Source organism: Pseudomonas sp. AK-TSAG1-1, assembly GCF_056821665.1.
Genome location: NZ_CM165965.1, coordinates 3,009,342 through 3,032,759 on the forward strand (window position 1 = coordinate 3,009,342; position 23,418 = coordinate 3,032,759).

General features: G+C 61.9%; 17 protein-coding genes. 6 read left to right on the plus strand and 11 right to left on the minus strand.

Annotated elements, in window-relative coordinates; translation table 11 throughout:
• The first annotated feature begins 262 nt into the window (after window positions 1-262).
• Both AC1UK9_RS13425 and AC1UK9_RS13430 read left to right on the plus strand, forming a co-directional pair.
• Window positions 263-2,341: a putative bifunctional diguanylate cyclase/phosphodiesterase gene (locus tag AC1UK9_RS13425; protein ID WP_482580382.1), complete on the plus strand. Its 2,079-nt coding sequence runs from the start codon at window positions 263-265 to the stop codon at window positions 2,339-2,341.
• Between the two features lie 96 nt (window positions 2,342-2,437).
• The gene (locus AC1UK9_RS13430) at window positions 2,438-3,184 is read left to right on the plus strand and encodes an SDR family oxidoreductase (RefSeq protein ID WP_025110006.1); all 747 of its coding nucleotides are present in this window, start codon (window positions 2,438-2,440) and stop codon (window positions 3,182-3,184) included.
• Window positions 3,185-3,326: 142 nt separating this feature from the next.
• Here the strand turns inward: AC1UK9_RS13430 and mapR are convergent, their stop codons facing one another.
• From mapR to AC1UK9_RS13445, 3 genes are all read right to left on the minus strand, one after another.
• Window positions 3,327-4,736: a GntR family transcriptional regulator MpaR gene (gene mapR / locus AC1UK9_RS13435; RefSeq protein WP_008087199.1), complete on the minus strand. Its 1,410-nt coding sequence runs from the start codon at window positions 4,734-4,736 to the stop codon at window positions 3,327-3,329.
• A gap of 132 nt (window positions 4,737-4,868) precedes the next feature.
• Entirely contained in the window at window positions 4,869-6,299 is a 1,431-nt protein-coding gene (gene ccoG / locus AC1UK9_RS13440; protein WP_482580385.1) for a cytochrome c oxidase accessory protein CcoG, read from the minus strand.
• A 195-nt stretch (window positions 6,300-6,494) separates the two neighbouring features.
• On the minus strand, window positions 6,495-6,743 hold the full coding sequence (locus tag AC1UK9_RS13445; RefSeq protein ID WP_482580387.1) for a DUF3203 family protein: 249 nt from the start codon (window positions 6,741-6,743) through the stop codon (window positions 6,495-6,497).
• 123 nt (window positions 6,744-6,866) lie between these two features.
• Here AC1UK9_RS13445 and AC1UK9_RS13450 point away from each other — a divergent pair, with 123 nt between their 5' ends.
• Complete coding sequence (locus tag AC1UK9_RS13450; RefSeq protein WP_025110003.1) at window positions 6,867-7,379, plus strand: MgtC/SapB family protein; 513 nt, start codon at window positions 6,867-6,869, stop codon at window positions 7,377-7,379.
• 43 nt (window positions 7,380-7,422) lie between these two features.
• On the opposite strand, the gene AC1UK9_RS13455 is transcribed toward AC1UK9_RS13450, so the two are convergent.
• Complete coding sequence (locus tag AC1UK9_RS13455; protein WP_177327322.1) at window positions 7,423-7,581, minus strand: hypothetical protein; 159 nt, start codon at window positions 7,579-7,581, stop codon at window positions 7,423-7,425.
• A 217-nt stretch (window positions 7,582-7,798) separates the two neighbouring features.
• Between AC1UK9_RS13455 and AC1UK9_RS13460 the strand changes: the two genes are divergently transcribed.
• The 3 genes from AC1UK9_RS13460 to glgB all read left to right on the plus strand — a co-directional run bounded on the left by AC1UK9_RS13460 (window position 7,799) and on the right by glgB (window position 15,538).
• Complete coding sequence (locus AC1UK9_RS13460; protein ID WP_482580390.1) at window positions 7,799-9,793, plus strand: alpha-1,4-glucan--maltose-1-phosphate maltosyltransferase; 1,995 nt, start codon at window positions 7,799-7,801, stop codon at window positions 9,791-9,793.
• 169 nt (window positions 9,794-9,962) lie between these two features.
• Window positions 9,963-13,304: a maltose alpha-D-glucosyltransferase gene (gene treS / locus AC1UK9_RS13465; RefSeq protein ID WP_482580392.1), complete on the plus strand. Its 3,342-nt coding sequence runs from the start codon at window positions 9,963-9,965 to the stop codon at window positions 13,302-13,304.
• A gap of 2 nt (window positions 13,305-13,306) precedes the next feature.
• Window positions 13,307-15,538, plus strand: a complete 2,232-nt coding sequence (gene glgB / locus AC1UK9_RS13470) for a 1,4-alpha-glucan branching protein GlgB (protein ID WP_473015642.1) — start codon at window positions 13,307-13,309, stop codon at window positions 15,536-15,538.
• Between the two features lie 159 nt (window positions 15,539-15,697).
• Here glgB and AC1UK9_RS13475 read toward each other — a convergent pair whose 3' ends face one another.
• The 7 genes from AC1UK9_RS13475 to AC1UK9_RS13505 form a co-directional block, all read right to left on the minus strand.
• The gene (locus AC1UK9_RS13475) at window positions 15,698-18,286 is read right to left on the minus strand and encodes an autotransporter family protein (protein WP_482580394.1); all 2,589 of its coding nucleotides are present in this window, start codon (window positions 18,284-18,286) and stop codon (window positions 15,698-15,700) included.
• A 194-nt stretch (window positions 18,287-18,480) separates the two neighbouring features.
• Entirely contained in the window at window positions 18,481-19,263 is a 783-nt protein-coding gene (locus AC1UK9_RS13480; protein WP_025109998.1) for an endonuclease/exonuclease/phosphatase family protein, read from the minus strand.
• Window positions 19,264-19,457: 194 nt separating this feature from the next.
• Window positions 19,458-20,216 (minus strand): PIG-L deacetylase family protein, encoded by a 759-nt coding sequence (locus tag AC1UK9_RS13485; RefSeq protein ID WP_025109997.1) that lies wholly within the window; start codon window positions 20,214-20,216, stop codon window positions 19,458-19,460.
• A gap of 157 nt (window positions 20,217-20,373) precedes the next feature.
• Window positions 20,374-21,060, minus strand: a complete 687-nt coding sequence (locus tag AC1UK9_RS13490) for a glycosyltransferase family 2 protein (RefSeq protein WP_025109996.1) — start codon at window positions 21,058-21,060, stop codon at window positions 20,374-20,376.
• The gene (locus AC1UK9_RS13495) at window positions 21,057-21,656 is read right to left on the minus strand and encodes an SAM-dependent methyltransferase (protein ID WP_025109995.1); all 600 of its coding nucleotides are present in this window, start codon (window positions 21,654-21,656) and stop codon (window positions 21,057-21,059) included. Before AC1UK9_RS13495 ends, AC1UK9_RS13490 begins: the two co-directional genes overlap by 4 nt.
• Window positions 21,653-22,423, minus strand: coding sequence for a PIG-L deacetylase family protein (locus AC1UK9_RS13500; RefSeq protein ID WP_025109994.1), 771 nt, complete (start codon window positions 22,421-22,423; stop codon window positions 21,653-21,655). Before AC1UK9_RS13500 ends, AC1UK9_RS13495 begins: the two co-directional genes overlap by 4 nt.
• Complete coding sequence (locus AC1UK9_RS13505; protein WP_482580396.1) at window positions 22,420-23,418, minus strand: acyl-CoA dehydrogenase; 999 nt, start codon at window positions 23,416-23,418, stop codon at window positions 22,420-22,422. Before AC1UK9_RS13505 ends, AC1UK9_RS13500 begins: the two co-directional genes overlap by 4 nt.

Consider the following 23,418-nt stretch of genomic DNA (forward strand, 5'->3'; position numbering starts at 1 on the left):
GGCGTCAGTTCAGTCGACATCTGCGTTGAACCTGACGGCTTTTTCGCGAACAGGCTGGCTCCCACATTGATCTTGCAAGTTGCACAAAACGTCGGGACAAGGCCCGGGCCAGAGCCTTGCAGAACGATCAAACAAGCGTTTCATCGGGTTGATGGCAAAATGCTTACTTTGTCAGTGCGTTCTTCTGCGCAATCAGTACAATCGCCGCATTTGCCCGGCCGAGAATGGACGCAGTACGGCGCGGGTGGTTGCGAGAATCCCCATGCTCATCGGTAATTATTCCTTCACTCTGGTTTTCATTTCGCTGTGCGTGGCGATTCTGGCGTCGTATACAGCGCTCGATCTGACCGGGCGCATCGCCACCGCCCGTGGGCGCGCGGTGCATTTCTGGACGGCGGGCGGCGCGCTGGCGATGGGCGTCGGCGTGTGGTCGATGCATTTCATCGGCATGCTCGCGTTCAAGCTGCCGATCGACCTGGGCTACGACACCACGATTACCGCACTGTCGCTGCTGATTGCAGTGCTGTCCTGCGGGTTTGCCTTGTGGCTGGTCAGCCAGCCGAAACTGCCGGTTCTGCAACTGGCTTTCGGTGCGTTGATCATGGGCGCCGGGATCAGTGCCATGCATTACACCGGCATGGCAGCGCTGCGCATGACCCCGGGGATCGATTACGACCCGACGCTGTTCGGCGCCTCATTGCTGATCGCGGTCGGCGCTTCGGCGGCGGCGTTATGGATCGCCTTTCGCCTGCGCCAGCACTCGCCTTATGTGCGCCTGATCCGTGGCGGCGCGGCGGTGATCATGGGCATTGCGATTGTCGGCATGCATTACACCGGCATGGCCGCCGCGCGGTTTGCCGATGGCAGTTTTTGTGGCGCGACGCTCAACGGGCTCAAGGGCAACGGCCTCGACAGTCTGGTGCTGATCACCACGCTGGCGGTGCTGTCGATTGCCTTGCTGACCTCGATTCTCGATGCCCGCCTCGAAGCGCGCACTGCCGATCTGGCGCATTCGCTGACCCTGGCCAACCGCGAGCTGACGCAACTGGCGCTGCACGACACCCTGACCGGCCTGCCGAACCGCATGCTGCTGGACGACCGGATCAATCAGGCGATGAAAAAGGTCGAGGAGCAGGGCGGGTGTTTTGCGCTGATGTTCATCGATCTGGATGGTTTCAAACCGGTCAACGATGCGTTTGGCCACCACATGGGTGACCAGTTGCTGCGCGAAGTCGGGGTGCGTCTGCGCGAAGACTTGCGCAGCCAGGACACGCTGGCGCGGATCGGTGGCGATGAGTTCGTCCTGCTGGTGCGCCTGACCGAGCCCAACGATGCCCTGAGCCTGGCGGCCCGCCAGGTCGGCTTGATCGCCCGGTCGTTCCGCGTGGCCGACCATGACCTGCAGATTTCCGCCAGCGTCGGCATTGCCCTGTACCCGGGCAATGGTCACAGCGCCCAGGAACTGTTGATGAATGCCGACGCAGCGATGTATCACGCCAAGGGTGGCGGCAAAAACGGCTACAGCTTCTTCGACGCCTCGATGAACAACAACGCCCGCAAGCAACTGCAACTGTTGCAGGATCTGCGCGCCGCGCTGGAGCACAATCAGTTCAGCCTGCATTACCAGCCCAAGTTCGATGCCGCCAATGGCCGTCCGGTCGGCGCCGAAGCGTTGCTGCGCTGGCAGCACCCGACCCAAGGCATGTTGCTGCCGGACAAGTTCATCGATCTGGCGGAGAAGACCGGCGTGATCATCGCCATCGGCGAGTGGGTGCTCAATGAGGCCTGCCGGCAGATGCGCGAATGGTACGTGCTGGGTTACACCGATTGGCGTATCGCGGTGAACCTCTCGGCGTTGCAGTTTTGCCACGCGGGATTGGTGCAGAGCGTGGCGAAGGCGCTGGCGACGCACCATTTGCCGGCCAACAGCCTGACCCTGGAAATCACCGAAACCACGGCCATGAGCGACGCCGATGCGAGCATGACGGTGTTGCAGGAGCTGTCGGACATGGGCGTTGATCTGTCGATCGACGATTTCGGCACCGGCTATTCGAGTTTGATGTACCTCAAACGCTTGCCGGCCAACGAGTTGAAGATCGACCGCGGTTTTGTCCGCGATCTTGAGCATGACAGTGATGACGCGGCGATTGTCTCGGCGATTGTCGCGTTGGGTCAGGCGCTGGGTTTGCGGATCGTCGCCGAAGGCGTGGAGACCGGTGTGCAGCAGGATTTCCTCACGAAACTGGGCTGTGATTCGTTGCAGGGCTATCTGCTGGGGCATCCGATGCCGGCGGATCGCTTCATGCAGAGCATCGTCAGTGCGCAGCAGGCGGCGCTCTGATATCGATGTGGCAGTGATCAGACACCATGCAAAACCATCCAATGGCGGTTATTCTTCCCCCCGACTGTTACGTGTGCATTTGGGGGAAGGGCCAGCATGGATAAAGTCATTGTGATCACCGGTGGCGGGCGCGGAATCGGCGCGGCTACGGCGTTGTTGGCTGCCGAGCAAGGCTATCGGATTTGCATCAACTACCAGCAAGACGAGCAGGCCGCGCAAAGCGTGCTGGAGCAAGTGCGGGCGCTGGGGGCGCACGCCATTGCGGTGCGCGCCGATGTCAGCATCGAAGACGAAGTGATCGCACTGTTTCACCGGGTCGACACCGAGTTGGGGCGGGTCACCGCGCTGGTGAACAACGCCGGCACCGTCGGGCACAAATCGCGGGTCGATGAAATGTCCGAATTCCGCATTCTCAAAATCATGAAAACCAATGTCCTGGCGCCGATCCTCTGTGCCAAGCACGCGATCCTGCGCATGTCGCCCAAGCACGGCGGGCAGGGCGGCAGCATCGTCAACGTGTCGTCGGTGGCGTCACGCCTGGGCTCACCGAATGAGTATGTCGATTACGCGGCGTCCAAAGGCGCGCTCGACAGCTTCACCATCGGTCTGTCCAAGGAAGTGGCGGGCGAGGGGATTCGGGTCAACGCGGTGCGTCCGGGCTACATCTACACCGATTTCCACGCTTTGAGCGGCGATCCGGATCGGGTCAGCAAATTGGAGTCGGCGATTCCGATGGCCCGTGGCGGGCGGCCGGATGAGGTGGCGGAGGCGATTGTCTGGTTGTTGTCGGACAAGGCTTCTTATGCGACGGGGACGTTTGTTGATCTGGGAGGTGGTCGTTGATCTTCGGTAGTTGTATTGCCTGATCCGGCCTCTTCGCGAGCAAGCCCGCTCCCACAGTCCACCGAGTTTTTCAAGATGGAATGCGGTCTACTGTGGGAGCGGGCTTGCTCGCGAAGGCGTCATTAGTGGGAACATCGAACGGTCAGAACGACCGCACGATCCGCCCCAACGTCTCCATCGCCTTTTCCGAGTCCTCGGTCCACGGGCTGCCGTAATTCAAGCGAATGCAGTTCCTGAAGCGCTGGGTCGGCGAGAAAATCGGCCCCGGGGCAATGCTGATCCCCTGCGCCAATGCCATTTGAAACAACTTCAGCGAATCCATCTGCGGCGGCAATTCCAGCCACAAAAAGTAGCCGCCCGCCGGCTGGCTGACCCGCGTCTGCGCCGGGAAGTAACGGGCGATCGCTGCGAGCATCGCGCTTTGCTGTTCTTCCAGGGCATAGCGCAGTTTGCGCAGGTGGCGATCGTAGCCGCCGTGCTGCAGGTAGTCGGCGATCGCCGCTTGCGCTGGCATCGAGGCGCACAGCGAGGTCATCAGTTTCAGTCGTTCGATTTTCTGCGCGTAGCGCCCTGCGGCAACCCAGCCAATGCGGTAGCCGGGGGCCAGGCTCTTGGCAAACGAGCCGCAGTGCATCACCAGCCCTTCGGTGTCGAAGGCTTTGGCCGGTTTCGGTGCTTGCTGGCCGTAATAGAGTTCGGCGTAGACATCGTCTTCGATCAGCGGCACCTGATGCCGGCGCAGCAGTTCGACCAATTCCTGTTTCTTCGCCTCGGGCATGGTTGCGCCCATCGGGTTCTGGAAACTGGTCATGCACCAGCAGGCCTTGATCGGATGGCGTTCCAGGGTCTGCGCGAGGACGCCGAGGTCGATGCCGTCACGCGGGTGCACGGGGATTTCCACGGCCTTGAGTTTCAAACGCTCCAGCACTTGCAGGCTGGCGTAGAACGCCGGGGCTTCGATGGCCACCAGATCACCCGGCTCGGTCACCGCTTGCAGGCACAGGTTCAGCGCTTCAAGGGCACCGTTGGTGATCAGCAGCTCTTCCATCGGCAGCATCAGCCCGCCGACCATGTAGCGCAGGGCGATTTGCCGACGCAGTTGCGGGTTGCCCGGCGACATGTCGGTGACCACCATGCGCGGGTCCATCTCCCGCGCCGCACTGGCCAGTGAGCGCGACAGGCGCTGCAGCGGGAACAGGGTCGGGCTGGGGAACGCCGAGCCGAACGGCACGGTGCTCGGGTCCTTGATCGATTCCAGCACCGAGAACACCAGTTCGCTGACGTCGACTTCAGTGGAGTCGTTGACGTGGCTGCTGATCACCGGCTCCGAAAACGGGCTCGGTGCATGGGTGTTGACGAAGTAGCCGGAGCGCGGCCGGGCGCGGATCAGACCGCGACGTTCCAGCAGGTAATAGGCCTGGAACACCGTGGACGGACTGACCCCGTAAGTCTGGCTGGCATAGCGCACCGATGGCACCCGTTGCCCGGGGCCGAGGACGCCAGAGCGGATCAGTTCAGCGATGTCGTCGGCGAATTTTTCGTAGCGTTTCATCATGGGTCCGGGTTGGGTTCATTCTGGAAGACCGCGTCGCCTTCATTCGCGAGCAGGCTCGCTCCCACATTGGAATATGCTCACCTGTGGGAGCGAGCCTGCTCGCGAATGGCCGCGCCGCAGTCTAAGGGATCAGCGATTCATCGGCGCCACAAACCTGCTTTTCGCTACGCTATAAATCGCAGGTTCGTCGCTGTCGGCAATCTTGAAACTCAAGGTCTGCGAGCTGCTGGCCGGGCGTTCCGTGGTCATTGCCACCGACACCGGCACATCGACAATCTCCCCCGGTGCCAGGCTCAGTTCGGTCTTGCCCTGCAACTGGAAGCCGTCGCCATTGACCAGGCTCAGGTTGTAGTCCTGACGCTGTTGGGTCTTGTTGATCACCTTGAGGGTGTAGATGTTCTCGATCTGGCCCTGACCGTTCTCGCGGAACAGCCCACGGTCCTTGGTCACGTCCAGCGAGACCATCGGCCGTTCGACCAAGGCCAGCGCGAGTGCACCGGTCATCGCCACCAGCACGACGACGTAACCCACCAGTCGTGGTCGCAGCAGATGGGTCTTGCCACCCTGCAATTCGCGTTCGGAACTGTAGCGGATCAGGCCGCGCGGGTAGTTCATTTTGTCCATGATCGAGTCGCAGGCGTCGATGCACGCTGCGCAACCGATGCATTCCATCTGCAGGCCGTCGCGGATATCAATGCCGGTCGGGCAGACCTGCACGCACAACTGGCAGTCGATGCAATCGCCCAGGCCGGCTTCGGCAGGCTTTACGTCGCGTTTGCGCGGGCCACGGTTTTCGCCCCGGGCCACGTCATAGGAAATCGCCAGAGTGTCTTTGTCGAACATCACGCTCTGGAACCGCGCATACGGGCACATGTGCATGCACACGGCTTCGCGCAACCAACCGGCATTGATGTAGGTGGCGGCGGTGAAAAACAGTACCCAGAACAGGCTGACCCCGCCGATTTGCAGGGTGAACAGTTCTTCGGCCAGCGGGCGGATCGGCGTGAAATAACCGACGAAGGTCAGCCCGGTCATCACGCTGATTGCCAACCACAAGGTGTGCTTGGCCGCACGCCGGGCCAGTTTGTTCAGGCCCCACGGCGCCGCTTGCAGTTTGATCCGCTGATTGCGTTCGCCTTCGGTGATTTTCTCGCACCACATGAAGATCCACGTCCAGGAACTCTGCGGGCAGGTATAGCCGCACCAGACCCGGCCGGCGAACACGGTGATGGCGAACAGACCGAACGCGGCAATGATCAGCAGTGCCGAGAGCAGAATGAAATCCTGTGGCCAAAAGGTCGCGCCGAAGATGTGGAACTTGCTTTCGGCAAGGTCCCACAACACCGCCTGACGGCCGCCCCAGTTGAGCCACACGGTGCCGAAGAACAGCAAAAACAGAAACCCCGCGCCGCTCATGCGCAGGGTGCGGAACAGGCCGGTGAAACTGCGGGTGTGGATGTGATTGTCGGTGGAGCCGGCCTTCGCCTTCATTGGGCGACCAGGCACACTTTTTATGGTTGGCGTTGCTTCTACGGTTCGGACGGGGATTTGTTCGCTCATGGTCATTCGCTCATCAGCCTCCATCAGGCGAATGAACTATGAGCGTCGATCTGTTTGCATAACAGACTCAGCTATTTGAATAAAAAGCGGATCAGATGCGCTTTTCAAGCGTGCCTGCGACAACTTGAAGCAGCCCGCCGACAAAGGCGCAAACGCCTATCGCAGACGTTTGCACCGGGTGTTGATCAGGGTCAGTCAAATCACCGAATCACTCTCGTCAGCCTTCAGGTGCTTGCGACCGTCCTTGGCGCCTGCGACGGTCAATGCGTCGGCTTCTGCTTCGGTGATGTAAATGCGCCGACCTTCTATTTCAACGAACGACATGGCTTTCTCGCTATCGGTCCTGACCTCCAGGGTGTCGCAAATGCGAATTTCCTCGCCATTCTCGACAGCGAAAAAACACACTTTTTGCTCGGGATTGCTTTCATCGACTCGAAGGGGCATGGGGGCAGTCCTTTTTTCAGGGGTGTCTGAAAGGTTAGGGCGCAGGCGTCGCTGATCGTTCTGCGCAACTGATTAATGGTCGCCGCTGTCCATCCTCTATCGACCCTTTACAAGGACTGCCGGATGAACGCGTGGTGGCATGAAGTGTGGGAAACCCTGCAAGCGGAGTTCGCCGACATTGGCGACGCCTCGCAACTGACACGGATCACCGTGCGCCTGCTGATGGCGGCCGTGCTCGGCGGAATTCTCGGGTTTGAGCGTGAACACAAGGGCAAGGCTGCCGGCGTGCGTACGCACATGCTGGTGGCGCTCGGGGCGGCGCTGTTTGTGCTGGTGCCGCAGACGTCCGGGGCCGAATCCGACGCCATGAGCAGGGTGTTGCAGGGCGTGATCGCCGGGATCGGTTTTCTTGGTGCCGGGACTATCCTGAAGAATCACGAAGGTGATGAAGGCCATGTCAAAGGGCTGACCACCGCCGCCGGGCTGTGGATGACCGCCGCCATTGGCGTGGCTGCCGGCCTGGGCAAAGAGGCGACGGCGCTGCTCAGCACCTTTCTGGCGCTGGTGATCTTCAGCGTGATGCCGCACATCGTGAAACTCTTTGAAAAAGACCCGCAGAAGAATGATCACCTCTGACCCGATTGCTCCCACGCAGGGTGTGGGAGCAATCCAATGAACCTCAGACGATCACCGGCGGCATTGTTGTCGGCGGTTCTTCCTTGGCCGGTGGCGTGGTGCCGGGTGGTTCCTGCTCCGGAATCGGTTGTGGTTCGGTCTCGGGCAGGGTGGGTTTGTCGATGTTCGGATCAGGTGTTTCGGCCGGAATCGGGATGTTCATCTATAGACCTCCGTGTGGCACATGGCGTGAGAAGTGCTTAAGTGGATTGACCACCTCGTGGCGATTTCGATCCGCTTTTTTGTCCAGGCAAATCCCTGTGAACTTTTCCCCGCGCCGGTCGCTCGGAACCTAAGTGAGTTCAAGTCGGGGCCGGTGCCTCGTCGTGAATACTGATCCGGCACAAGAGCGTCCTTGGGGCGTTAAGGAGAGATGCTCGATGACTGCTGAAAAACCTTCAGAGCTGAGCTACAACCCGCACATGCCGCTGTCGCAGGCGCTGCTGCTGCCGCGCATCGTGATCGAAAACACCATGCCGACCCTCGATGGCGGGCAGTTTGCCGTCAAGTCGATTGCCGGGCGTGACGTCGTCGTCACCAGCAAAGTGTTTGCCGACGGGCACGACAAGCTCGCGGTGCGTATCCGTTGGCACGAAGAAGGCACACAGACCTGGCAGAGCGAGGTCATGACCGACCTGGGTAACAACAGCTGGGAAGGGCGCTTTCGTCCCGAGCATCAAGGGCGCTTTGTGTTTTGTGTCGAGGCATGGATCGACCACTTCGCCAGTTTTCAGTACGAACTGGAGAAAAAACACCACGCCGCCGTCCCGGTCTCACTGGAGTTGCAGGAAGGCCGAAGTATGGTGCAACAGGCCGCCGAACGCAGTGAAGGGCCGCTCAGCGAACAACTCGCGGCGCTGCACCACGAATTGTCCGGCCTGCTCGAAACCGAGCAGGTGGCGCTGTTTCTGCACCCGCGCAGTGCGCAACTGATGGCGCAGGCCGATCACCGCGCCTACCTGAGCCTGAGCGCCGAATTCCCGATGGACGTCGAACGTGAACTGGCCGAGTTCGCCAGTTGGTATGAGCTGTTTCCCCGCTCGATCACCGACGATCCCAACCGTCACGGCACCTTTAATGATGTACACGCGCGTTTGCCGATGATTCAGGACATGGGCTTCGACGTGCTCTATTTCACCCCGATCCATCCGATCGGCCGCGCGCACCGCAAGGGCCGCAATAACGCCCTGACCGCCGGGCCGGATGATCCGGGCAGCCCTTATGCGATCGGCAGCGAGGAGGGTGGCCACGAGGCAATTCACTCGCAACTCGGCAGCCGCGAGGACTTCCGCCGGCTGGTGGCCGCTGCCGCCGGGCACGGCCTGGAGATCGCTCTTGATTTCGCCATCCAGTGTTCCCAGGACCACCCGTGGCTCAAGCAACATCCAGGCTGGTTCAACTGGCGGCCGGACGGCACGATCAAATACGCGGAGAACCCGCCGAAGAAATATCAGGACATCGTCAACGTCGACTTCTATGCGCCAGAGGCGATCCCCAGCCTGTGGGTCGAGTTGCGCGACATCGTGGTCGGCTGGGTTCACGAGGGCGTGAAGATCTTCCGCGTCGACAACCCGCACACCAAACCGCTGCCGTTCTGGCAGTGGTTGATTGCCGATGTGCGGGCGCTGCACCCAGAGGTGATCTTCCTCGCCGAAGCCTTCACCACGCCGGCGATGATGGCGCGCCTCGGCAAGGTCGGTTACACCCAGAGCTACACCTATTTCACCTGGCGCAACACCAAGGCCGAGCTGGCGAGCTATTTCACCGAACTCAATCAATCGCCGTGGCGCGAGTGCTACCGGCCGAATTTCTTCGTCAACACGCCGGACATCAACCCGGCGTTCCTGCATGAGTCCGGACGCCCGGGGTTTCTCATCCGCGCGGCGCTGGCGACCATGGGCTCGGGTCTGTGGGGCATGTATTCGGGGTATGAACTGTGCGAGTCGGCCCCCGTGCCGGGCAAGGAGGAATACCTCGATTCGGAGAAATACGAGATCCGTGTCCGCGACTTCAACGCGCCGGGCAACATCATTGCCGAAATTGCCCAGCTCAATCGCATCCGCCGGCAAAACCCGGCGTTGCACACGCACTTGGGCTTGAAGGTCTACAACGCCTGGAACGACAACATTCTGTATTTCGGCAAGCGTAGCTTCGATGGCAGCAACTTCATTCTGGTGGCGGTGAGCCTCGATCCGCACCACGTGCAGGAGGCCAATTTCGAGCTGCCGTTGTGGGAGATGGGGTTGCCGGACGACGCCACGACTCACGGTGAGGACTTGATGAACGGGCATCGCTGGGACTGGCATGGCAAATACCAGTTCATGCGCATTGATCCGGCGTATCAGCCGTTCGGGATCTGGCGGATTACCACCTGAGCACCGACCCATTGTAGGAGTGAGCCTGCTCGCGATAGCAATCTTGCAGGTAACTATTTTGTTGAATATCAAACCGCAATCGCGAGCAGGCTCACTCCTACAGGTTGCTCGTCGTGTTTGAGTCAGGTGATCGGCTCACGGTTTTTCTAGAATTGAACAGGAGTTTCACATGGCGAAGAAACCCAAAGCAGCCACCTTCATCAAAGACCCGCTCTGGTACAAAGACGCGGTGATCTATCAAGTACACGTCAAATCGTTTTTCGACTCCAACAATGACGGGATCGGCGACTTTCCCGGCCTGATCGCCAAACTCGATTACATCGCCGAACTCGGCGTCAACACCATCTGGCTGCTGCCGTTCTACCCTTCGCCACGACGCGACGACGGTTACGATATCGCCGAATACCGTGGCGTACACAGCGACTACGGGACCATGGCCGACGCCAAGCGTTTTATCGCCGAGGCGCACAAACGCGGTTTGCGGGTGATCACCGAGCTGGTCATCAACCACACCTCCGACCAGCATCCGTGGTTCCAGCGCGCGCGCAAGGCCAAACCAGGTTCTGCGGCGCGGGACTTTTACGTGTGGTCGGATGACGATCAAAAATACGACGGCACGCGGATCATCTTCCTCGACACCGAAAAGTCCAACTGGACCTGGGACCCGGTTGCCGGTCAGTACTTCTGGCATCGCTTCTATTCGCACCAACCGGACCTGAACTTTGACAACCCGCAGGTGATGAAAGCGGTGTTGTCGGTGATGCGTTACTGGCTGGACATGGGCATCGACGGTTTGCGTCTCGACGCCATTCCGTACCTGATCGAACGCGACGGCACCAACAACGAAAACCTGCCGGAGACCCACGACGTCCTCAAGCAGATTCGCGCCGAGATTGACGCCAATTACCCCGACCGCATGCTGCTGGCCGAGGCCAATCAATGGCCGGAAGACACCCAGTTGTACTTCGGCGACACCGATGCGGCGGGCGTCAATGGTGACGAATGCCACATGGCGTTTCACTTCCCGCTGATGCCGCGCATGTACATGGCGCTGGCCCAGGAAGATCGCTTTCCGATCACCGATATTCTGCGCCAGACCCCGGAAATTCCCGCCAACTGCCAGTGGGCAATCTTCCTGCGTAACCACGATGAGCTGACGCTGGAGATGGTCACCGACAAGGAGCGCGATTACCTGTGGAATTACTACGCTGCTGACCGTCGCGCGCGAATCAACCTTGGCATTCGCCGGCGTCTGGCGCCGTTGATGGAGCGTGATCGCCGCCGCGTCGAACTGCTCAATAGCCTGCTGTTGTCGATGCCGGGCACGCCGACCTTGTATTACGGCGATGAAATCGGCATGGGCGACAACATCTATCTTGGTGACCGCGACGGCGTGCGTACCCCGATGCAATGGTCGATCGACCGCAACGGTGGTTTCTCCCGCGCCGACCCGGCAAGCCTGGTGCTGCCGCCGATCATGGACCCGCAGTACGGCTACCTGTCGGTGAACGTCGAAACCCAGGCTGGCGACCCGCATTCGCTGCTCAACTGGACGCGACGCATGCTCGCCGTGCGCAAGCAGTCCAAGGCCTTCGGGCGCGGCACGTTGAAGATGCTGTCGCCGAGCAACCGGCGGATTCTGGCCTACACCCGAGAATTCACCGACGCCGACGGCAAGCATGAAATCATCCTCTGCGTGGCCAACGTGTCGCGCAGCGCGCAGGCGGCGGAGCTGGATCTGTCGGCCTACGTCGGCATGGTCCCGGTGGAGATGCTCGGCGGTAACGCCTTCCCACCAATCGGCCAGTTGAATTTCCTCCTGACCCTGGCGCCGTACGGCTTCTACTGGTTCGCCCTGGCCACGGAAAACCAGATGCCGAGCTGGCATGTGGAGCCGGCGCAGAGTCTGCCGGACTTCACTACGCTGGTGCTGAAAAAACGCATGGAAGAGCTGCTCGAAGCGCCAACCCGCAACACCCTGGAGCAGGGCATCTTGCCGAGCTGGTTGCAGAACCGCCGCTGGTTTGCCGGTAAGGATGCGGCCATCGAGCAGGTGCATCTGGCCTACGGCGTACGCTTTGGCGATGCGCAGCATCCAGTGCTGCTGAGCGAGATTGAAGTGACCAGCGGCGGGCAGACCAGCCGCTATCAATTGCCGTTTGGTTTCATCGCGGAGGATCAGGTCGGCCCGGCGCTGCCGCAGCAGCTGGCGTTGTCGCGGGTACGGCGCGGACGTCAGGTCGGGCTGATCACCGATGCGTTCAGCCTCGAAGCGTTCATTCGCGCGGTGCTGCAAGGCATGCAGAACAATACGGTGCTCAATTGCGAAGAGGGCGAGATTCGTTTCGCCCCGACTGCACAGCTTGCAAAACTTGGCCTCGGCGCCGAGTCGGAAGTGCGTTATCTGTCGGCTGAACAATCGAACAGTTCGGTGGTGATCGGCAACAGTCTGGTGTTGAAACTGATCCGCAAGGTCGCCTCCGGGGTGCACCCGGAACTGGAAATGAGTGCCTGCCTGACCGAGGCCGGTTTCGAGAACATTTCGCCGCTGCTGGGTTCGGTGATCCGCCGTGATGCCAACGGCGAAGACAATCTGCTGATGATTGCCCAAGGCTATCTGAGCAATCAGGGCGATGCCTGGGAATGGACTCAGAACAACCTTGAGCGGGCGCTGCGCGATGAACTGGCCGACGCCATGTCCGAGCAGGAGCAGCATTACAACGCCCTCGGTGAGCTGAAGGACTTCGCCGCCATGCTCGGCCAGCGTCTGGGCGAGATGCACCAGGTGCTGGCGGCGCCGAGCGACAACCCGGATTTCACCCCGCAGACCACCAGTGCCAAGGATGCACAAACCATCGGCAAGGACGTTGCGGCGCAAGTGGAACATGCGTTGAAGCTGCTCAAACAGCATCAGGGCCAGTTGGGCGCGGCGGATCAGAAACTGGTCAAACATCTGATCGACGAAAAGAAAACCATCCTCACGCACGTGCAGGATCTGGCGAAAAAAGCCGTCGGCGGGTTGCGCATTCGCGTCCACGGCGATCTGCATCTGGGCCAGGTGCTGGTGATCAAGGGTGATGCCTATCTGATCGATTTCGAGGGTGAACCGGCACGGCCGCTGCACGAGCGTCGTGGCAAACATAGCCCGTACAAGGATGTCAGCGGAGTGCTGCGCTCGTTCGATTACGCCGCAGCAATGACCATCAACGTACACAACGTCGATCACAGTCCTGAATCCGAAGCGGCGCGTCATCGCGTCGCCGAGCGCTACTTGCGCGAGGCCCGCGAGGCATTTGTGCAGGCATATCGCCGGGCGGCAGCTAGTCTTGATCATGCTTGGCAGGATCCTGCAGGTGCCGACGCTGCGCTTGCGCTGTTCGGCCTGGAGAAGGCGGCCTATGAAGTGGCCTATGAAGCCGAAAATCGCCCCACGTGGCTGCCCGTGCCGTTGCACGGTTTGTATGGGTTATTGACGGGGCTTAAACCCTTTTCCGATCTTGGTGGAGAGTAGTCATGAGTTTCTCGAACAAGGAACAGGGTCACGCTAAAGAAGCGTTATTGCCGGCGGCGCAGGACATCGATGCCTTGGTGCGCGCCGAACACCACGACCCGTTTTCCATTCTTGGCCCCCACGGCGATGGTGCCGGCGGGCAATTCATCCGGGCTTATCTGCCCGGTGCGTTGAAAGTTGAAGTATTGGACAGGGACAGCGGCGAAGAGCGCGGCGAACTGACGGCCACCGAAACCCCGGGGCTGTTTGTCGGGCACTTTGCGCAGGCCCGGCCGTATCGGCTGCGCACGCGCTGGGCCGGGGGCGAGCAGGTAGCGGAAGATCCCTACAGCTTTGGCCAGTTGCTCGGTGAAATGGATTTATATCTGTTTGCCGAAGGCAATCACCGCGACCTGAGCAGTTGCCTCGGTGCGCAACTGACCACCGTCGAGGGCGTGGAGGGCGTGCGCTTTGCCGTCTGGGCGCCGAACGCCCGGCGCGTGTCGGTGGTGGGCGATTTCAACGTGTGGGACGGGCGCCGGCACCCGATGCGCCTGCGGCATCCGTCCGGGGTCTGGGAGTTGTTCATTCCGCGCCTGCAAGCGGGCGAGTTGTACAAGTACGAAATTCTCGGCGCCCACGGCATTCTGCCGCTGAAGGCCGACCCGATGGCGCTGGCCACCAGCCTGCCACCGGACACCGCGTCGAAAGTCGCCGCGCCGCTGCAGATCAACTGGCAGGATCAGGAGTGGATGAGCGGCCGTCGCCAGCGGCAACAGCATTCGCAGCCACTGTCGATCTACGAGCTGCACGCGGGATCGTGGCAGTGCGAACTGGACGATCTGGGCGAAGTCGCCCGCCAATACACCTGGCCGGAGCTGGCCGAGCGGTTGATTCCTTACGTCAAGGAACTGGGCTTCACCCATATCGAACTGATGCCAATCATGGAGCACCCGTTCGGCGGTTCGTGGGGCTATCAGTTGCTCTCGCAATTCGCCCCGAGCGCGCGATACGGCACACCGGAGCAGTTCGGCGATTTCGTCAACGCCTGTCACCAAGCCGGTATCGGCGTGATTCTCGACTGGGTGCCGGCGCATTTTCCCACCGACACCCACGGTCTGGCGCAGTTCGACGGCACGGCGCTGTACGAATACGGCAACCCGCTGGAAGGCTTCCATCAGGACTGGGACACGTTGATCTACAACCTGGGGCGCACCGAGGTGCACGGTTACATGCTGGCCTCGGCGCTGCACTGGTTGAAGCATTTTCACGTCGATGGCCTGCGGGTCGACGCGGTGGCCTCGATGCTCTATCGCGACTATTCGCGCAAGGCTGGCGAATGGGTGCCGAACCGCCATGGCGGACGGGAAAATCTGGAAGCCATTGATTTCCTCCGGCACTTGAATGACGTGGTCGAGCTGGAAGCCCCGGGTGCGCTGGTGATCGCCGAAGAATCCACCGCATGGCCAGGCGTCAGTCAGAGCACCCAGCAGGGCGGCCTCGGTTTTGCCTACAAATGGAACATGGGCTGGATGCACGACTCGCTGCACTACATCCAACAGGACCCGGTGTACCGCGCGCATCATCACAACGAACTGAGCTTTGGTCTGGTCTACGCCTGGTCCGAGCGCTTCATCCTGCCGATTTCCCACGACGAAGTGGTGCACGGCAAGCACTCGCTGATCGACAAGATGCCCGGCGATCGCTGGCAGAAGTTCGCCAACCTGCGCGCCTATCTGAGCTTCATGTGGACCCACCCGGGCAAGAAGCTGTTGTTCATGGGCTGTGAGTTCGGCCAGTGGCGTGAGTGGAATCACGATCAGCAACTCGATTGGTATCTGCTGCAGTATTCCGAGCACAAAGGCGTGCAGAAACTGGTTGGTGACCTCAACCGCTTGTACCGCGACGAACCGGCGCTGCACGATCAGGACGATGCGCCGCAGGGCTTCCAGTGGCTGATCGGCGATGATGCGATCAACAGCGTGTATGCGTGGCTGCGCTGGAGCAAGGACGGCAAACCGGTGCTGGTGGTGGCCAACTTCACCCCGGTGCCGCGTCAGTCCTATCGCGTGGGCGTGCCGTTTGCCGGGCGCTGGACCGAGCTGCTCAACAGCGATGCCGACACCTATGCCGGGTCCAATTACGGCAATGGCGGTGGCGCGTTCACCGACGAGGTGGCGAGCCACGGGCAGTCTCTGTCGCTGGAGTTGAATCTGCCGCCGTTGGCGGTGTTGATTCTCAAGCCTGAGGGCTGATCCGGCACCACGTCGATCCTTTCGCGAGCAAGCCCGCTCCCACAAGTACGATGCAAGACCTGTGGGAGCGAGCGTGCTCGCGAAGGCGTCGGTCATGACACCGCAGGCCCCGGCCCTCAGTGATCGCATACAGCGCGAAAAGCGCGCCCGGCTATTGGTCTACCAACTGATGCGAACACCCAGATTTCCGGCCAGGCCACGCAGGTCATTGCTATCAATATTGCTACTGTAATCGGTGCTGGCGTAGACACTCACGGCGCGGTCGAGGGTCAGCACGACGCCGAGTCCGACATCCGCAGTCGAAGACTTCTGTTCGCTGTCGATGGTGTCGGTGCCGTCGAATGTCACTGAATCGGTGCCGGAAAAGGTGTGCCACAGATTGGCCCGCAGGTAGGGTTCCAGCGGCATCCCGTTGACCTGATAACGGCCCTTGAGCCGTGCGCCAAGACGCCCGGTCCAGGCGCCGTCGGAGTCGAACGATACCCGGGAGATGCCATCATCCTGGCTGTCGAGGGAGATGTTCTGGTGGATCACTTGCACTTGCGGCTCGACCAGCCAGGTGTCGTTGAGGGCGAACGGATAACCGGCCTCGGCGGAGAGCGTCAGCGCGTGGCCGCGGTTGTCCAGTTTAAGGCCGCGGTCGGAGCGGTTGTCGCCGTCGAATCGCGTGCCCATCGCCACCGTATCGATGTACCAGCCGTAGGGATCGGTCAGCGTCCAGTACAGGCCATAGCTGTCGCCCTCCAGCTTGATCTTGCCCGCACTGTTGTGTTCGAAGCCTTCGTTGAAACCGTCGACATCGCCTTGAATCCGGCTATGGCCGACAAACAGACCGATGCGTTGGGTCTGACCGCCAGAGGTCGGCGAGCTGTACAGATCGTTGCCGACCTGGAAGCCGTTGAGCGAGCCGTCCAGGCGCGGCGTGACAGTCCCGGCCCAGGTCTGGTCGAGGTTCTTGCCGTAGACCCGACCCCAACCGGCGCCAAACGCACCGGTCTCGCTGAGCAGGCGCTGTTCGCCCTGACGGTCGTGGAAAGTGCCGAGGGCGCTGAGGGTCAATTGTGCGGCGGCGGGCGGCAGCACTGACCAGGTTGGCACCTCGGGACGGTAGATCGGGATCGGTGCGGCGCCTGCCACGGCGACGGGCAGTACCGGCTGCACAGCCAATGCCGCAACAGGCGCAGCCGGGGGCGATGCAGGGGTTGTCGGCGAAGCCGGTTGCCCGGGAGGCGAGGGCGCGATCACAGGGGCCGGGATGATGGCGGCCGCTACCGGTACAGGCACCACTGGCACAAGAATCGGCGGCAGCGTCGGATCGGGATTGGGCACGCTCACCACCTGAGGCGCGACCACCGCCGAGCGCAGATACCAGCTGTTTTCGCTGCCGGCGGTGACACCGCCCTTGAACAGGTAGTAATCGTAGGCACCGGCCGAAATCGGGCCGTTGAGGACGAACGCGGAATTGTTGCTCACGGCAGTACCTTGGGCCTGTACCAGTTGAATGCCGTTTTCCAGCGTCAGCCCACCCAGCCCGCCGAGATTGCTGACGGTGATGGCGGTCATGCCGCTCAGGCTGCCGTTGTTGACCACCAGTTTGTCACTGGGTGCGCCGTCGCCATCGAGCACGCTTTGCAACAGCAACTGCCCGCCATTGCCGACATAGTTGCCATTGACCGTCAGTGTGTCATCGGTGCGACTGTTGTTGCGGGTCAGGTCAATGACCCCGGCGTTATTGAAAGTCACCGCTTGCCCGGCCACGGCAGGTGACACGGCGCCCTGGGTCGAGTACACGCTGCTGCTGGCGTCGACGTTCAGCGTACCCGTGCCACTGACGGCATCGCCCAGCAGCAAGGTGCCCGAGCCCAGTTCCAGTTGCGAGGCGTTGTTCAGGTTCACTGTTTCCCAATGGCTGAAGCGCGCCGGCAGTGCGGTGCGGGTATTGTCGAAGGTCAGCACATCGTTGCCGGCGCCGCCATCCACGCTCGGTGTCAGCGTGAGCAGGCTGTCATCCAGATTGCGCAGCGTTGCGTTGTCGTTGCCGTCGCCCATCAGAATTGCCGAGCGGATGATCCCGCCGCTCCACAGCAAGCTGTCGTCACCGGCGCTGGCGCGAATCTCACCGCCAATTTCACCGCCGGTCACGGTGATGCTGTCGTTGCCACCACTGACGCTGATGTTGCCGCCGATGCGCCCGCCGGAAACGATAATGGTGTCGGTGCCGAAGCCGGTCACCAGATTGCCGAGGATCTGCCCGCCGGACAGATCGAAGATGTTGTTGTCGAGTTTCATGTCGACGCGGCCGATGGTGCCGCCGGTCATGCGCGCAACGTCGCCGTCCTCGAAGGCGCCGACGATGGTGCCACCGGTCATCAGAAAGGTATCGCGGCCGTCGCCCTGTGCCAGCGAGCCAATGGAACCGCCGCTCATGACGAAGTCGTCGATGCCGGCACCTTGGCTGACCGAGCCGGTAATCACCCCCGATTGCATGTTCACCCGGTCGGCGCCGGCGCCAAAGGTCACGCTGCCATTGATCTGGCCGGTGCCGTTGGCGGGGAAGGTCAGGCTGTTGTTGCCGGCAAGATCAGTCAGCGACCCGCTGCTGCCGCTGTCACAGGTGAATGCGTCGTTGCCGGGACCTGCAATCAGCGAACAGGCAGCAGAGGCGGGTGGGCTGTTGAGCAACAGGAGTGAAGCAGGCAGGAGCAAAGCCTGCGGCAGTGCCCGCAGGTGTCTGGCGTAGCGCGTCATGGCAATTCCCTTCGGCTGAATTCGGGAAATCCATCCTTGAGCGAGCCTTGGCTCGGCCTCCCGATACAACTGAGGCACAACGTGAGAACCATGCTCTAACGAATTGAATGCGCTACTCCTTGAGCTGTTTTAGGTGTAGAAGGTTTTGCCCGTCGATCAAGCAGGGCTGACCAACGGTCATGTCAGAACTGCGTTTACAAATGCACTTCAACCGCCAGCGGCAAGTGATCCGACAGGTGTGTCCACGGCCTGTTGCCCAGTATTTGCGGATCGTGGCTGCTGGCATTACGCAGATAGACCCGGTCCAGGCGCAGCAATGGAAAACGTGCCGGATAGGTCTTGGCCGGACGACCGTGGTGGCGCTCGAACGCTTCGTGCAAGTCATCGCGGCGGGCGAGGGTCAGGTTGCCCTGCAACTGCCAGTCGTTGAAGTCACCGGCAATGATCACCGGTGCATCGTCGGGCAGTGATTCGAGCAACTGGCAGAGCAGTTGCAACTGCAGTTGCCGATGGCTTTCCAGCAAACTCAAATGCACGCAGATCGCATGCACTTCGGCGTGCCCCGGTACGTCCAGCACACAATGCAGCAAGCCTCGGCGTTCGGGGCCGGTGATCGACACGTCGAGGTTGCGGTATTCGCGGATCGGGTACTTCGACAGCAGGGCATTGCCGTGGTGACCATCGGGGTAGACGGCATTGCGCCCGTAGGCGAAGTCGCTCCACATACTGTCGGCGAGAAATTCGTATTGCGAGGTTTGCGGCCATTCGTTGTAGCGATTGGAATGGCGTTCGTGTTCACCGACCACTTCCTGCAGAAACACCAGATCGGCGCAGGTGCTGCGCACTGCTTCGCGCAGTTCCGGCAGGATGAAGCGCCGGTTGAGGGCGGTGAAGCCCTTGTGGGTATTGACCGTCAGCACGCGCAGGCGCTGGATGACGGGGGCGTCGACGGCGTGACGCTTGGGATCGCTGGACACGTTCACTCCTCTGAAAACGGCTTCCTTCTTATGCGACTGATGCAGTGGGGCGGCAGTTCCTTGTAGATGCTGTATGAGCGCAGGCAAAAAACTGTGGGAGCGGGCTTGCTCGCGAAGACGGCGGGTCAGACACCTGTGATGTTGCAGGTGACGACCTGTTCGCGAGCAAGCCCGCTCCCACAGGGTTGTGTGCTTCAGACGAAGACTATTTCGTAGGGCAGGCGCATGCGCTCCAGGATCACCCGCGGCAGCAGGGGCGCGATGCCGATGGCCGGTTCGCCCTTGAGCTGGCTGGCATAGGCATGGGTGGCGTGGCTCTTGCGCGCGACGGTCCAGGTGTCGAGCCGCAATTTGCGCGCACGTTCCCAGGGGATCAGGTGCTGATCGCGTTCCGGCCAGTGCCAGGCCCAGACCGGCACGTCATGGAAGGTTGCTCCGACCTGCGCTGCCGCTTTGGCGCTGGCATTTCCGACCGCCTCGTGGTCGTCACTGCCGTCGCCGGCCCAGGTACTGAAGACCACATCTCCGGGGCGCAGGTAGCGCGCGATGAAGTCGGTGAGGTCGGCTTCGCGCTCCAGCAACGCATTGTCGGTGAACCCGCCGCGTACCCATTTCAGGCTGTGCATCGGCAGACCGAGGCGGCGCAGGGCCTCGACGCTTTCTTGCGGGCGGAATACGCTCAGGCGTTTTTCCGACCATTGTCGCGAGCCGGGGTGGCTGGCGCTGCCGTCAGTGATCGAGAGCAATTGCAGGGGGTGGCCGAGGCTGGAAAGTAATTGCAGGAGGCCGCCGCAGGTCACCACTTCATCACCAGGATGCGGTGCGACCACCACCGCTCGGGCACCGGGGGGCACCAGACTGTGGGTGTTGATGACGGGAATGTTGTCCAGCTGCGGGGCGCTGTTCCATATCTGCGCCGGCAGCGGATTGTCGCTGAGGGATAACGGTTTCATGGGTGTTACGTCCTTGTCGTGTCTGGCCCTCAGTCGTACAGACGCCGTGGAAAATCAGGCGCGCGCGACCCGTGAAGGCTGATGGATTGCCGTGCGACGCTCCGAACCCTGGATTGCCGCGCAGCAGAGTATTGCTCATGACGGCCGGTTCGTCGCGTCACAGATCAATCTGATCCGCTTTTTTTTGATCGAGCTGTGCCAAATGTCGCAGATAATCACCGAATCCACCGCGTGCACGACTGTCCAGTCGGGCGCTGGTGTGCACTTGCGGGCGATGGCTCCAGGCGATGTCGGCGCCGGACAGTTCCAATTGCCGCACCAGTTGCACGTCTTCATCGCAGGCCAGCGGTTCGAAGCCGCCAGCCCAGCGGTAGGCGTCGGCGCTGATTCCCAGGTTGGCGCCGTGGATGTGCCGATGCCCGTCACGCGCCTGATAGTGGCGGTGATAGCGGATCTGCGCGGCCTCGTCGAACGATTGATCCCAATGCTCGACGGTCACGGTGCCGCACACCGCGTCGGCCCCCAGCCCCAGTTGCGCCACCAGCCAGTCATCGGCCACCCGGCTGTCGGCGTCGGAGCAGGAAATCCACCGCGCACCGCGCTCCAGCAGGACTTGCGCACCGGCGGCCCGGGCCTGACCGACATTGCGCGCGTCGATGTGCAGGCTCAGCACGGGAAAGCCGCTGACGATCTGCGCCGAGCGGTCGGTGCAGCTGTCGAGCACCACCAGCACTTCCACCGGTTCGCCGGCCAACAGCCCGTGCTTGCTGGCGCGCAGCGCAGCGGTGAGGCATTGCCCCAGCAGGTCTTCCTCGTTGTGTGCAGGAATCAGAATGCCGATCATCTCAGGCCCTCCAGCGCTGCCACCGAGCGCGGCTCGCGGCTCCAGACTTCGAGAATGAAGTCGGCTTCCTGGTGCAGCGCCAGGCGCGGCAGCGGCAAATGTTCGTGGATCAGGTCGTGAACCTGACGTGCATTGAGCGGGCAGCCTTCGATTGGCGGTCGCCAGTGACAGGCCAGCAATTGCCCGTCGGCGGTCAGGCAATCACTGATGCGCCGGATTACTTCTGTCAGATCCCGGGCATCGAGGTAGTAGCCGATTTCGCTAAATACAATCAGGTCGAATTTTTCCTCCGGCCAGTCGCCGGGCAAGCGACTTTGGCGCACTTGCGCGTGGTCAAAAAGACTCAATCGGGTACGCGCCAGACTCACCGCCGCACTGGCGGTGTCGCAGCACAGCAGACGGTCGCAACGGCTGGCAAGTTCGGCGCTGAGTTCGCCATTGGCGCAACCGGGTTCGAAGATTGCCCGGTAGTGCGCGCGGGGCAGCGCAGCGAGAGTGATCGCGCGTTTGCGCTGCTCGTACCAGCGTTCGCGAAAGGCCCAAGGATCATCGTTGGCGCTGAACAGGCCGTCGAAGTAGCGATCATCGACGCTCATAGGAACACCACTTCGAAAGGTTGCAGCAGCCGCTCCAGCACGTAGGGCGCCAGCACTGGCGGCAGTCCGGCCTGCGGATCGCCTTCCAGTTGACTGGCGAATGCATGCACGGCGTGGCGTTTGCGCGCGACTTGCTCGGTGGATAACGCAATCTTGCGCGCTCGATGCCACGGCACCGAGGCATCTTCGGGATCGGCCCAGTGCCAGGTCCACACCGGCAGTTCGTGACAGCTGGCGCCAACGCGCCGGGCAGCCTCGATGCTGGCGCGGCCGACGGCTTCGTGGTCGCAATGGCCATCCTCGGCCCATGTACTGAACACCACGTCGCCGGGGTGCAGGTGGCGTTCGATAAACTCGACGAGCGCCGGCTCCTGAGCGGCGACTTGGGTATCGGTGAAACCGCCGCGCAGCCATTTCATCCGGTGCAGCGGCACACCGAGGCGCCGCAGGGCTTCGGCCGATTCCTGTGGACGCACCACGCTCAAGCGCTCGACCGGCCAGCGCTCGGAGCCCGGGTGGCTGGCGCTGCCGTCGGTGACCGAGATCAGTTGCAAGGGCCGGGCAGCCGCAGCGAGCAGTTGCAACAGCCCCCCGCAACCGAGGACTTCATCGTCCGGGTGCGGAGCGACGATCACGGCGCGGGCACCGGGTGGTACCAGACTGAGGACATCGATGCTGTCCAGCGCAGCCAGTTGCCGGGAGTGTTGCCATTGGTCCAGGGAAGTGCCTTGACCGACGATCGGGTTGGGTTTGCTGGCAGCGTTCATAGTGTCCAGGCCTCCTCGGAGTGTTCGGCAATCTGTTGGCCGAGGGCAGCCAGGTCGCGCTCGGCGTGGCTTTGGCGCAGGAATACGGGCAGGTCGGCGCTCAACCGGGCGAAGTGCCGATCCTTGCAGAAAGGACCGGCGCCGAGCGCTCGCCCGACTTCGCGCAGTACTTGCTCGGCGGTTTGTTCGACCACGGCGCGAGCACGCCGGGCCAGCAATTGAGCATTGGCCTCGGGGTGCGTGTCGATGTGCAGCGCACTGAAGCGCAGCACGCTGGCCGCCGCGTACAACGCCGAATCGACCGCGCCGAGGTGGGCGAGGGCGTGCGGCTCTTGGCGTTTTGCACAGTGTTGGCGCAGTGCCTCGGCGATCTGCCGCGCCGCGCCGTACCAGCACGCGGCGATACCGATCCCGCCTTGCCAGAAACCGGGGCGCTGCAGGTAATCGCCGGGATTGCCGATGGCTTGCGCTTCGGCGCCGTTGAACTCTACTTCAACGCTGGCGGTGGCCCCCATGCCGACGGCTTGCCAACCCTGATCGGTAATGGTCACGCCCGGTTGATCAAGCGCCACCGCGACCAGTTGCTGACGTTCATCAGCGTCCCACGCGGTCAGCAGCGCATGGCTGAGTACTGCCGCGCCGGAGCACCAGGCCTTGCGCCCGTCGAGGCGAACCATGTGCCCGGTCGGCGTTACTTGCACCCGCGCCTGCGGCGGTTCGGCCGCCCACATGCCCCAGGTGCTGCCCGGAGTGGGCGAACCGCCGAGTTGTTCGATGATCGCCAGCGCGTCGGTGTGGCCTTCATACAGTTTGCACAAACCCAGATCGTGTCCGCCGACTTCCGCCAGGCGCTGAAAGCGCTCCAGCGTACGGCCACTGCCGGGTAGTGGCAGTTGATCCAGCCCGGCCTCGACCATCGCCCGCAGGCACTGGCCGAGGGATTCGCTGTCGGGATAGTGCGGCGGGCGACGCGCCAGATAGCAGTGCAGGTCCAT